At 70.3% G+C, this 12531-nt stretch carries 10 protein-coding genes; 9 read left to right on the top strand and 1 reads right to left on the bottom strand.

Features of this window, described 5'->3' with window-relative positions:
- On the bottom strand, nucleotides 1–208 hold a 208-nt coding region (locus AC1D1T_RS23980; RefSeq protein ID WP_477826923.1), incomplete at its 3' end, for a LacI family DNA-binding transcriptional regulator.
- A gap of 159 nt (nucleotides 209–367) precedes the next feature.
- On the opposite strand from AC1D1T_RS23980, the gene AC1D1T_RS23975 reads away from it, so the two are divergent.
- From AC1D1T_RS23975 to AC1D1T_RS23935, 9 genes are all read left to right on the top strand, one after another.
- Nucleotides 368–1357: a glycoside hydrolase family 16 protein gene (locus AC1D1T_RS23975; RefSeq protein WP_477992603.1), complete on the top strand. Its 990-nt coding sequence runs from the start codon at nucleotides 368–370 to the stop codon at nucleotides 1355–1357.
- A 37-nt stretch (nucleotides 1358–1394) separates the two neighbouring features.
- A complete protein-coding gene (locus AC1D1T_RS23970) occupies nucleotides 1395–2033 on the top strand; it encodes a phosphoribosyltransferase (RefSeq protein WP_477826921.1) in 639 nt (212 codons plus the stop codon).
- The gene (locus AC1D1T_RS23965) at nucleotides 2030–2416 is read left to right on the top strand and encodes a ribonuclease H family protein (RefSeq protein ID WP_477826920.1); all 387 of its coding nucleotides are present in this window, start codon (nucleotides 2030–2032) and stop codon (nucleotides 2414–2416) included. The genes AC1D1T_RS23970 and AC1D1T_RS23965 overlap by 4 nt, the downstream gene beginning before the upstream one ends.
- A gap of 3 nt (nucleotides 2417–2419) precedes the next feature.
- Nucleotides 2420–4753: a tetratricopeptide repeat protein gene (locus tag AC1D1T_RS23960; RefSeq protein WP_477992602.1), complete on the top strand. Its 2334-nt coding sequence runs from the start codon at nucleotides 2420–2422 to the stop codon at nucleotides 4751–4753.
- Nucleotides 4754–4785: 32 nt separating this feature from the next.
- Entirely contained in the window at nucleotides 4786–5154 is a 369-nt protein-coding gene (gene czcI, locus AC1D1T_RS23955) for a cation efflux protein, CzcI family (protein ID WP_477840410.1), read from the top strand.
- A gap of 105 nt (nucleotides 5155–5259) precedes the next feature.
- Nucleotides 5260–6528 (top strand): TolC family protein, encoded by a 1269-nt coding sequence (locus AC1D1T_RS23950; RefSeq protein WP_477825086.1) that lies wholly within the window; start codon nucleotides 5260–5262, stop codon nucleotides 6526–6528.
- Nucleotides 6529–6536: 8 nt separating this feature from the next.
- The gene (locus AC1D1T_RS23945) at nucleotides 6537–7814 is read left to right on the top strand and encodes an efflux RND transporter periplasmic adaptor subunit (protein WP_477825087.1); all 1278 of its coding nucleotides are present in this window, start codon (nucleotides 6537–6539) and stop codon (nucleotides 7812–7814) included.
- 12 nt (nucleotides 7815–7826) lie between these two features.
- Nucleotides 7827–11003 (top strand): CusA/CzcA family heavy metal efflux RND transporter, encoded by a 3177-nt coding sequence (locus AC1D1T_RS23940; protein ID WP_477825088.1) that lies wholly within the window; start codon nucleotides 7827–7829, stop codon nucleotides 11001–11003.
- A 306-nt stretch (nucleotides 11004–11309) separates the two neighbouring features.
- The coding region (locus AC1D1T_RS23935; protein ID WP_477992601.1) for a dipeptidase at nucleotides 11310–12531 on the top strand (1222 nt) is incomplete at its 3' end.

The raw sequence follows: 12531 nt of genomic DNA, 5'->3' as shown, positions 1-12531 counted from the left end.
CCGCGGTGCCGCGCCGGTCGGGCAGCCGGTAGCCGAGTTCGGCGGCCACGCGCAGCACGCGGGCGCGCGTCTCGTCGGACAGCTTGGTGCCGGTCATGCCGTTGAGCACCAGCGAGACCGTCGACTGCGACACGGCGGCCTGCGTCGCGACATCGGTCATCGTGACGCGGCGTGCAGGCTCGGCGGGCGCAGGGGTTTTGACGGGCATGATTACTAATAGGTCACGGCTTCGGCGTTCACATGGTACGGGAGCCGCTACAACGTGTAGCGATCGTCACGCCGGGCTTGCGGGTGGCGGGCAGCACACGAGGCATGCTGCGGGCTGGAGGGAATTTCCTTGAACCTGAACAACACACGACTTCATTCGATGGCCCGCCTGGCAGCCTTGTGCGCCGGCGTGCTGGTGGTGGCCGCCTGCGGCGGCAGCGACGATGCGGCGGCGCCGACGCCGGTCAGCGGGGCACCATCACCCGCGCCTGCTCCATCACCGGCACCCGCACCGTCGCCTTCGCCTTCGCCTTCGCCTTCGCCGGCACCGGCACCGGCACCGGCACCGGCACCGGCACCGGCACCCGCTCCCGCTCCCGCCCCCGCCCCCGCCCCGGCTCCAGCGCCGAGCAACGCCCCCGCCGGCTACACCCTCGTCTGGTCCGACGAGTTCGACACCGGCACGCTGCCTGACGCCGGCAAGTGGGTCTACGACACCGAGGCCAACGCGACCGGCTGGTACAACAACGAACTGCAGTACTACGCGGTGGCGCGCGCAGAGAACTCGAAGATCAGCGACGGCAAGCTGGTGATCACCGCGCGCAAGGAGCGCCTGACCACCGCGGGGGACTACGGCGGCCAGGACTACAGCTCGGCACGCCTGATCACGAACGGCAAGGCCAGCTGGACCTACGGCTTCTTCGAGATCCGCGCCAAGCTGCCGTGCGGGCTCGGTACCTGGCCGGCGATCTGGATGCTGGGCACCACCGGCGACTGGCCGGCCGGCGGCGAGATCGACATCATGGAACAGGTCGGCAAGAACCCGACCGCGATCGAAGGCACGATCCACAACACCTCGACGGCCGGCACCTTCGGCGACGGCGGCGAGACGCAGATCGCCGACGCCTGCAGCGCCTTCCACAACTACCAGCTGACCTGGACGCCCGAGAGCCTGGTGATCGGCGTCGACAACAAGCCCTTCCACACCTACGTCAACAAGCACCAGGGCAGCGCAAGCTGGCCGTTCGACAAGCCGCAGTACCTGCTGCTGAACCTGGCGATCGGTGGCGACATGGGCGGCGCGGTCGACGACACGATCTTCCCGGTCAGCATGGAGGTCGACTACGTGAAGGTCTGGCAGAAGAAGTGAAGCAGCGGCACAGTGCCTGCTGACGAAGGAGTCGTCGATGCAGGAGCCGTTGTTCCATGACCGCCGCGATGCGGGGCAGGTGCTCGCGAGGCGCCTGTCGGCCTACCGCGGTCGCCCCGACGCGCTGGTGCTCGCGCTGCCGCGCGGCGGCGTGCCGGTGGGCCATGCGGTCGCGCGGGCGCTCGGGCTGCCGCTCGACGTGTTCGTCGTGCGAAAGCTCGGCGTGCCCGGGCATGAAGAACTGGCGATGGGCGCGATCGCGAGCGGCGGCGTGCGCGTGATGAACGACAGCCTGCTGCGCATGCTGTCGCTGACGGCCGCGCAGATCGACGCGGTGACGCAAGCCGAAACGCAGGAGCTGGCGCGGCGCGAACGGCTCTACCGGAACGGCCGGCCGCCGCTGGAAGTGGCGCGGCGCACCGTGCTGCTGGTCGACGACGGCCTGGCCACCGGCGCGACGATGCGGGCCGCGGCGCGGGCGCTGCGCATGAGGGCGCCGGCACGGCTGGTGATCGCCGTGCCCACCGGCGCGCACGACAGCTGCGAGGCCTTGCGTGGCGAGGCGGACGACATCGTCTGCGCCACCCGGCCCGAGCCGTTCCACGCCGTGGGGTGCTGGTACGAGGTGTTCCCGCAGACCAGCGACGAGGAGGTGCAGGCGCTGCTGGCCCGGTGATCCCGGGCGCGTTCAATGGCACACTCCACCGGATCACGACGCCCCGCCCGACTGGCCCCATGTTCGCAAAATTCTTCGACACCACTGCGGTGGATGCCTTCGCGGCGAAGGTGGCCGCGGAACTTCGGAAGTCTTTCCCCCCGGAGAAGGTCAACGACAGTTCGAAGCAGGCTGAAAAGCGCCGCGAGCAACTCGACCAGCGCATCCGCCTCGCCGTACAGAACCTGGCCCGTTCGACGCCGCTGAACATCTACCAGAAGGCCAAGCTGGGCACGAAGCTGCAAGCGGTGCTCGAAGGCATGGGCTACCCCGAGGAATTCAGCGCCTCGCTGGCGCGCGACGTGGTCAAGCTGATGGCGCTCGGCCCCTCGAATCCGCGCTGAGCCATGCTTCGCTGGCTGCGCTCCAGACTCAAGACCCTGTCCGACGCCGCCGCCCCGGAGCCCGTCGACGCCTCGACCCACGCCGGCACGTCGACGGTGCCCGCCGCACCTCCTGCACCGCCCCCTCCTCCGTCCCCGCCTTCCCTTCTCGATGGCCCGCTGGCGTTGTACGAAGCCGGATACCTGGAAGAAGCCCGCCAGTCCGCACAGGCTGCGCTGGCGCTGGACGCCGGCAGCACCATCGCGCTGCATGCGCTGGGCCTGATCGCGCTCAAGGAAGGGCATCCCCAGGAAGCCCTTCGGCTGCTGCAACAGGCGACCGCGCTGGCGCCGGCCGATGCCACGCTGCAGCATGCCGCCGGACTCGCCTGCCTGGCCTGCAAGCGCCCGGCCCAGGCCGGGCCGGCGTTTCAACGCGCCGCTGAACTGCGTCCGGGTTGGAGCGCCCCCTGGGTGCAGCTCGGCCTGATGGCCCTGGCGAACCGCAAGCCGAAGGAGGCCCTGCTTCATTTCACCGCGGCGGCAGCGGCCGAGCCCGCCGATGCGGAAGCCCATTTCCAGATCGGCACCCTCTTGCTGGGCGAGCGCGACAAGCAACAGGAGGTCGAGCGCCACTATCGCCGCGCACTCGCCCTCCAGCCGGAGCACACCGGGGCGCTCTGCAACCTCGGTGCGCTGCTGAAGGACCAGGGGAAAGCCGACGAAGCCGCCACCTTCCTCGAGCGCGCCGTGCGGCTCGACCCCGCACTGGCACAAGCCTCGTTCAACCTGGGCCTGCTGCGCATCGACCAGGGCCGGTGGTCGGAAGCGGCCGATGCGTTGCAGCGCTCGCTGTTGGCGTCACCCTCCCAGGCCGAGGCGCACTACTGGCTGGGCAATGCGTTGATGGGCACGGGCGATGCGCAAGAGGCGCGCAAGGCCTACCAGGCCGCCTTCCGCCAGGACACGAACCATGTGCGCGCGCGCTGGGGCTTTGCGATGGCCCAGCTGCCGGCCGTGCCCCGGACCGACGAGGAACAACGGGCCGGCGCAGAGAACTTCGGCCACGAACTCGGCAAGCTGAAGAGCTGGTTCCGCGCCCGGCCCCAGGCCGAAGGCCACCTGGCGGTCGGCGCGCAGCAGCCGTTCTACCTGGCCTATGTTCCCGGCGATCACCGCGAGCGGCTGGCCGACTACGGCAAGCTGTGCACCACGCTGATGGCCGGCTGGGCCCGCAAGGTGGGCGTGCCTGCCGTGGCACCGCGGTCCGCATCGAAACGCCGCATCGGCATCGTCTCGGCCCACGTGCACAGCCATTCGGTGTGGCGCGCCATCGTGCGCGGATGGATCGCCCACCTGGACCCCGGGCAGTTCGAGCTGCACGTCTTCCACACCGGAAGCGTGCGCGACACCGAGACCGAATGGGCAGCGCGCCGGGTGGCCAGGCTCCACCACGGCCTGGGCGCGTGGACGAACTGGGCGAAGGCGATCTCGGACAGCCAGCTCGATGCGCTGCTCTATCCCGAGATCAGCATGGACTCCGTCACCTTGCGCCTGGCGGCCCTGCGCCTGGCGCCGCAGCAGCTGGCCAGCTGGGGACATCCCCTGACGACGGGCCTGCCGACCATCGACGGCTACCTCAGTGCGCAGGCGTTCGAGCCGGAAACTGCCGACGCCCACTACACCGAGGCCTTGATCCGCCTGCCGGGCCTGGGCTGCTGCTACGAGCCGTTCGGCACCGCGCCCGTCGCCGTGGACCTGACGGCATGGAACATCTCGCCGCAGGACAGGCTGCTGCTGTGCGCGGGCACGCCCTTCAAGTACGCGCCCCATGACGACCCGCTGTGGGTGCGGATCGCGCAGCAATGCCGGCCGTGCAAGCTCGTCTTCTTCCGGGTGGACAACGCGCCGATGGCCCGCTTGTTCGAACAGCGCCTTCGCACGGCATTCGAAGCCGCGCAGGTGAATTTCGACGACTGCGTGCGATTCGTGCCCTGGCAGAGCCAGGCCGCCTTCTTCGGCTGGCTGGACCGGGCCGACGTGTTCCTCGACAGCGTCGGCTTTTCCGGCTTCAACACCGCCATGCAGGCGGTCGAGCGGGGCACGCCGATCGTCGCCTGGGAAGGCGATCACCTGCGCGGAAGATTTGCCAGCGCCATCCTGCGGCAGATCGGCCTGGACGAGTGGGTCGCCTCGTCGGCCGATCGCTACGTGGACTGCGTCGAGCGCCTGTGCACCGAAGCGCCGCGCAGGAAGGCGGTCCGCGACACCCTGCTGAACGAGCGCAGGAAGCTGTTCGGCGACCGATCCTCGGTGGACGCGCTCGCCGTCACCTTGAGTGGCGGGGCTGCGCGCTAGTCGGGCTCTCAGCCCCCCTATACTCCGCCGCCATGCGCCGCTGGCTGACCCTTCTGCTGCTCGTCATGCTGCCGCTCCAGTTCACCTGGGCGGCGGCTGCAGCGTATTGCCAGCATGAACAGGTGCCCAGCGTTCGTCACCTGGGCCACCATGAACACGAGCACCAAGGTGCCCAGGGTGCCCACCAGGCCAAGGCGGTCGACCCGGACGCGGCAAAGGCCGCCAAGGTCTTCGGTGACAGCGACTGCGGCTACTGCCAGCTGAGTACCGCCAAGCCGCTGCAGGTGCAGGGGCTTGCGATAGCAGCCCTGAGCGACCCGCCGACACTGGGCACCGGCGTGCCCCCGCTGCAGACGCGCGAGCCCGACCGCCGTGAACGGCCCAACTGGTGCCTCGCCTGATTCGGCGAGCGCACCCCTTTCCAGGCACGACCTTCTCCCTGACCTGATCGCTGCTGCCCTCGTCGAATCCTTCCGGCTGCCCTCTCGCAACCCTCGGAGTATTCGATGCGCAGAACTTGCGTGCCGCTGCTGTGCGCGGCACTGATCACCCCATTGGCATTCGGCCAGGCCTCGACGCCGGCCCCACCCCCTGCCCTCCCACCTGCCCTGACCCTGGAAGCCGCGCTGCAGACCGCGTTGCGCCAGAACCCGCTGCTGCGCGCCGCCGAGGCGGAGGTCGACGCCAGCCATGGCGGGCTCGACCAGGCCGGCGCACGGCCCAACCCGACCCTCGGCATCGACCAGGAGGACACGCGCCACGACACCCGCACGACGACGGTCCTGCTGAGCCAGGCGCTGGAACTCGGTGGCAAGCGATCCGCCCGCATCGGGCTGGCCCGCAGCGCACGTGAGCTGGCGCTGGCAGAACTCGCGTCGCGCCAGGCCGACGTGCGGGCCGGCACCATCCAGGCGTTCTTCGAGGCCCTGATCGCCCAGGAGCGCGTGAGGGTCGCGGAGCAGTCGCTGGACATGGCCGCCAGCGGCACCACCGCGGCGGCACGCCGCGTGACAGCGGGCAAGGTCTCGCCGACCGACGAAACGCGCGCGCGCGTCGCCGAGGCCCAGGCACGGATCGAACTGCGCCAGGCGCAAGCCGACCGGCAGGCCGCGCAGCGCGCGCTGGGTTGGGCGATGGGTGCTGCCGACAGCACGCCGTCGCCACTCGATGGCCGCCCGGAATCCTTGCCGCAACCACCTGACGCGCAAGCCCTGGCAGAGCGTGTCGCGCAGTCCCCGGTGCTGCGCCGGGCACAGGGTGAAGTGCTGCGTGCCCAGGCCGCCTACGAGCTGGAGCGCGCGCGCCGCATTCCCGACCTGACCGTGAGCCTGGGGGCCAGGCGCGCCGCGGAGAGCGGCCGGAATCAGCCGATGATCAGCCTGTCGATCCCGCTGCCGCTGTTCGACTCGAACACCGGCGCGCAGCTCGAGGCACTGCGCAAGCGCGATGCCGCCCAGGCGCTCGCCGAGGCCGAGGAGCAGCGGCTGCGCGCCGAGGTGCTGCAGACCCTCGACCAGCTGCAGGCCCGCTCCAGCGAAGCGCACGCCTTGAAGCAGGAGGTGCTGCCCGCCGCGCAAAGCGTCCACGACGCCACCAGCCGCGGCTTCGAGCTCGGCAAATTCAGCTTCCTCGACGTGCTGGACGCCCAGCGCACCTTGCTGCAGGCGCGGACCCAGTACTTCAGTGCGCTGGCCCAGGTTCACCGCGCCGCTGCCGAACTCGAGCGCCGCCTCGGCACCCCCAACGATCGCCCGCACGCGGGCCACCAACCGTGAGATCGACGATGAACAGCAAGACGAACTGGCTCGAGCGCCTGCGCGCCAGCGTGGGCCGCAAGCAACTGGCGGCCATCGCCGCGGTGCTCGCGCTCGGCAGCGTGGGTGCGGTCGCCATCCTGGGCACGCACCGCACGACGCCGGCCTCCGAAGAGGAACACGCCCATGAGCATGGACACGAAGAAGCCGGGGAGCACGCCGACGACAAGCGCCGCGAGGAAGCCGGCGAGGGCGTGATCGCCCTCTCGCCCGAACAGCTGAAGGCCGCAGGCATCCGCGTGGACGCCGCCGGTCCGGGCCTCATCCGCACCGTGCTGCAACTGCCGGGCGAGATCCGCTTCAACGAAGACCGCACGGCCCACGTCGTCCCCCGGGTCGCCGGCGTGGTCGAGGCGGTGCCGGTGGCACTCGGCCAGCAGGTGCGCCGTGGCCAGGTGCTGGCCGTGATCAGCAGCCCGACGGTGTCCGAGCAGCGCGCCGCGCTGCAAGCTGCACAGGCCCGCCACCAGCTCGCCCGCTCGACCTACGAGCGCGAGAAGACGCTGTGGGAAGAGAAGATCTCGCCGCAGCAGGATGTGCTGCAGGCCGCGAACGCATTGCGCGAGGCCGAGATCGCCGTCGACAACGCCCGCCAGAAACTGCAGGCCGTCGGCGCCGGCAGCACCGGCAATGGCACGGGCCCCTTGAACCGCTTCGAGCTGCGTGCCCCGTTCGACGGCACGGTCGTCGAGAAGCACATCGCACTCGGCGAGCAGGTGAAGGAAGACGCGCAGGTCTTCACCCTGTCCGACCTGCGCACCGTCTGGGCCCGCATCGACGTGCCGGCCAACGCGCTCCCCCAGGTGCGCGTGGGCAGCAAGGTCGCGATCCGCGCGTCCGCATTCGACCAGGTCGCGAACGGCCGCATCGCCTGGGTCGGCCCGCTGCTCGGCGAGCAAACCCGCACCGCACAGGCGCGCGTGGTGGTGGACAACCCGGGTTCGCTGTGGCGGCCCGGGCTGTTCGTGAACGCCGAGATGACGGCGAGCGAGGCGACGCTGCCCGTCACCGTGTCGGTGGACGCGATCCAGACGCTGGAGACGCGAGGGACTGGGGCGGCGACAGGGTCCGTGGTGTTCGTGCAGACCGCCGCGGGCTTCGTCGCACAACCGGTGCAGACCGGCCGCAGCGACGGCACGCGCGTCGAGATCACGAAGGGATTGCAGCCGGGTACGCGCCACGCCGGCACCGGCAGCTTCGTCCTCAAGTCCGAGGCCGGCAAGGCGTCGGCCACCCACGCGCACTGACGAGGACGATCCATGTTCGAACGCATCATCCGCTTCGCCATCGAGCACCGATGGCTGGTGCTGCTGGCCGTCCTCGGCATGGCGGCGCTGGGCATCTTCAGCTACCAGAAGCTGCCGATCGACGCCGTGCCCGACATCACCAACGTGCAGGTGCAGATCAACACCGGCGCGCCCGGCTACTCGCCGCTCGAAGCCGAGCAGCGCGTCACCTTCCCGATCGAGACGGCGATGGCCGGCCTGCCCGGCCTGCAGCAGACGCGCTCGCTGTCGCGCTACGGCCTGTCGCAGGTGACCGTGATCTTCAACGACGGCACCGACCTCTACTTCGCGCGGCAACTCGTCAACGAGCGCATCCAGGCCGCGCGTGACCAGCTGCCCGCCGGGGTGACACCGGCGATCGGTCCGATCTCCACCGGCCTCGGCGAGATCTACCAATGGACGGTCGAGGCGCAGGACGGTGCGCGCAAGCCGGACGGCCAGCCGTACACGCCGGCCGACCTGCGCGAGATCCAGGACTGGATCATCAAGCCGCAGCTGCGCACCGTGCCGGGCGTGACCGAGATCAACTCGATCGGCGGGTTCGCGAAGGCATACCAGGTCGCACCGGACCCGGGCCAGCTGCTGGCCCACGGGCTGACGCTGGCCGACGTGGTCGGTGCGCTGGAGCGCAACAACGCCAACGTCGGCGCCGGCTACATCGAGCGGCGCGGCGAGCAGTACCTGATCCGCGCGCCCGGCCAGCTGCGCTCGATGGACGACATCCGCAACGTGGTGCTGCGCAACGAGGCGGGCGTGCCGGTGCGCATCCGCGACGTGGCGAGCGTCGAGATCGGGCGCGAGCTGCGCACCGGCGCCGCCACCGACAACGGCCGCGAGGTGGTGCTCGGCACCGTCTTCATGCTGATCGGCGAGAACAGCCGCACCGTCGCGCAGGCGGTGGGCCGGCGCATGGCCGAGATCAACCGCAGCCTGCCGGCCGGCGTGCACGCGACCACGGTCTACGACCGCACGGTGCTGATCGACAAGGCGATCGCCACCGTCAAGCGGAACCTGCTGGAAGGCGCGGTGCTGGTGATCACGGTCCTGTTCCTGTTCCTCGGCAACATCCGCGCGGCGCTGCTGACGGCGATGGTGATCCCGCTGGCGATGCTGTTCACCTTCACGGGCATGGTGCAGCAGAAGGTCAGCGCCAACCTGATGAGCCTCGGGGCGCTGGACTTCGGGATCATCATCGACGGCGCGGTCGTCATCGTCGAGAACTGCATGCGGCGCCTGGCCCATGCGCAGGCGCACCACGGCCGGCCGCTGACCCGCGCCGAGCGCTTCCACGAGGTGTTCCTCGCGTCGCAGGAGGCGCGGCGGCCGCTGCTGTTCGGGCAGCTGATCATCATGGTCGTCTACCTGCCGATCTTCGCGCTGGCCGGCGTCGAGGGAAAGATGTTCCACCCGATGGCGTTCACCGTCGTGATCGCGCTGGCCGGCGCGATGCTCCTGTCGGTCACGTTCGTGCCGGCGGCGGTGGCCCTCTTCATCGGCGAACGGGTGGCCGAGAAGGAGAACCGGCTGATGTGCTGGGCGCGGCGTGCGTACGAGCCGCTGCTGCGGCGGGCGATGGCCGCCAAGCCGCTGGTGCTGACCTGCGCCGGCGTGGCGGTGCTGCTGTCGGGCCTGCTCGCGACCCGGCTGGGCAGCGAGTTCGTGCCCAGCCTCGACGAGGGCGATTTCGCGATCCAGGCGCTGCGCATCCCGGGCACCAGCCTGTCGCAGTCGGTCGCGATGCAGCAGCAGCTGGAAAGCACGTTGAAGGCGAAGTTCCCGGAGATCGAGCGGGTGTTCGCCCGCACCGGCACGGCCGAGATCGCCGCCGACCCGATGCCGCCCAACATCTCCGACGGCTACGTGATGCTCAAGCCGATGGGCGACTGGCCGCAACCGCGCAGGACGCGCGACGAACTGGTCGCGGCGGTGAAGGCCGAAGTGGCCGGGCTGCCGGGGCAGAACCACGAGTTCTCGCAGCCGATCCAGCTGCGCTTCAACGAGCTGATCTCGGGGGTGCGGGCGGACGTGGCCGTCAAGGTGTTCGGCGACGACATGGCGGTGCTCGATGCCACCGCGGCGCGGATCGCCGGTGTGCTGCAAGGCATCCCTGGTGCCGCGGAAGTGAACGTCGAGCAGACCACCGGCTTGCCGATGCTCACCGTGCAGATCGATCGCGAGAAGACGGCGCGCCATGGCCTGAACGTGCAGGACGTGCAGGACACGCTGGCCACCGCGATCGGCGGGCACGAGGCCGGCACCTTGTTCGAGGGCGATCGGCGCGTCGACATCCTGGTGCGCCTGCCGGAGCACCTGCGCTCCGACCAGGAGGCCATCCGCCGCCTGCCGATCGCGCTGCCGAAGGGAGCCGGCAACGCGCAGCGCTTCATCCCGCTGAGCGAGGTGGCCACGCTGTCGCTGGCGCCGGGCCCGAACCAGGTCAGTCGCGAAGACGGCAAGCGGCGGATCGTGGTCAGCGCCAACGTGCGCGGGCGCGACCTCGGCAGTTTCGTCGCGCAGGCCGGGCAGGCGATCCGGCAGCAGGTGACGCTGCCGAGCGGCTACTGGATGACCTGGGGCGGCCAGTTCGAGAACCTGCAGTCCGCGACGAAGCGGCTGCAGGTGGTGGTGCCGGTCTCGCTGCTGCTGGTGTTCACGCTGCTGTTCGCGATGTTCGGCAACCTCAAGGACGGCCTGCTGGTGTTCACCGGCATTCCGTTCGCGCTGACCGGCGGGATCCTCGCGCTGTGGATGCGCGGCATCCCGCTGTCGATCTCCGCGGCGGTCGGCTTCATCGCGCTGTCGGGCGTCGCGGTGCTGAACGGCCTGGTGATGCTGTCGTTCATCCGCAACCTGCGCGATCGCGGCCAGCCGCTGGATTCAGCCATCCACGAAGGGGCGCTGACGCGCCTGCGCCCGGTGCTGATGACGGCGCTGGTGGCCTCGCTCGGCTTCGTGCCGATGGCGCTCGCGACCGGCACCGGCGCCGAGGTGCAACGGCCGCTGGCCACGGTGGTGATCGGCGGGATCCTGTCGTCGACGGCGCTGACGCTGCTGGTGCTGCCGGTGCTGTACCGGCTGGCGCACCGGCGGGATGAGGAGGAGGGGGCTGTGGCGGACCGCGATCGGGTGGGGCGTGCTGGCAGCGCTTGACCGAGCGAGCGGCCAAGCCGAAGCGGCTTGGCGCGATCTGCTGGTCCGAGCGCAATCAGGACGCCGCAGGCGTCGAAGTTGGCGTCGTCGCCTTCGGGGGCTGGGTGCCGTCGGACTTGCGGCGCTTTCTGCCGCTTGCCGTCTTTCTGACTTGCTTGGCAGAAATGGTTCTCTTGCCTACGCGCTTCTTCTTTGACAGTGCCATCTCGATCCTTTGGAGTAAAGGGGTTGAGGATACCGCTTGTTCATGCGACCCTTGACAGACCCCGCGCGGTCAGTCGCCCCGCCCTCCACGACGCCAACCCCATGACATTCGAAGGCACAGACTTCGCGACGCTCAAGCGATTGCCCTCTGGCGCGCGCCTTGACGAAGACATCCAGATCGATGGCTGGATTGCGCCATTCGAACCCGCGACGGCGGCGTCCTATTTCGCCCTGCTTCCGGAGGCTGCATGCTGCGTTGGTTCCCTGCCGAGCGACACGAGGTCGCGCATCGAGGTGTTCGCGGCAGCGCCGATCGCGATCACCGGCGAGAGCGTCCGCCTCGCCGGCCGCCTGCGCGCGCTGCCGGAGGACGATCCGTCCGGCTGGAAGTTCCAGCTCCACGACGCCCGCGTGCTCTGTCGGCAGCGCGCGCCGGATGTCCGCTTCACCCGGCGCAATGCGCTGCGCACGTTGGCGTGGGCCGCGGCAGCCACGCAGCAGGCCTGCAGCAGCACGCCGGCCCACCTGCTCGCGACGCCTGCTGCGGCCTCCGCGCCGCACCCTGCGCCGAACGAGAGCCGCCGCCTGCTCGAATCCATGGTCAGCGTCGACATTCACTCGCACGCCGGCCACATCCTCGGCCTCGACCGCGTCGAGCACGGTGGCCGCTTCGCGCCGGTCGCGGACCCGATGCGCGACGGCGGCATGGCCGTGCTGTGCCTGGCCATCGTCTCCGACTCGCCGACGCACCGCGTCACCGCCGAGAAACGCATCCGGCCTTTCCGTGACCCGCAGCCCGGCGAGCTGCAGGCCTACGGTGAAGCGTCGTTCCGGCGCGTGCACGAACTCGCGCGCGCGCAGGGCTTGCGCATCGTGCGGAGCGCGCGCGACCTGGACGAAGCTCGCAGCGCAGCCCCCTCCATCATCGTCACGGCCGAAGGCGGCGACTTCCTCGAGGGCCACGCCGACCGCGTCGACGACGCCTGCGAGCGCTGGGCGCTGCGTCACCTCCAGCTCACGCACTACCGCGTCAACGAGCTCGGGGACATCCAGACCGAGCCCCCGGTGCACGGCGGCCTGACGCAAACCGGCGCCGAAGTGATACGGCGCTGCAACCGGCTCGGCATCGTGGTCGACGTCGCACACGGCACGCATGACCTCGTCCGCCAGGCCGCGTCCGTCACAGACAAGCCGCTCGTGCTGTCGCACACATCGCTGGCCGCAGCGTCGAGGCCGCACAGCCGCCTGATCGCGCCGGATCACGCGCGCGCCATCGCGGGCACCGGCGGCGTGATTGGCATCTGGCCACCGGCCTCGATCTTCC

The organism is Rhizobacter sp. P2_H3 (genome assembly GCF_056403355.1).
This window is presented reverse-complemented; position numbering and strand designations above follow the sequence as displayed.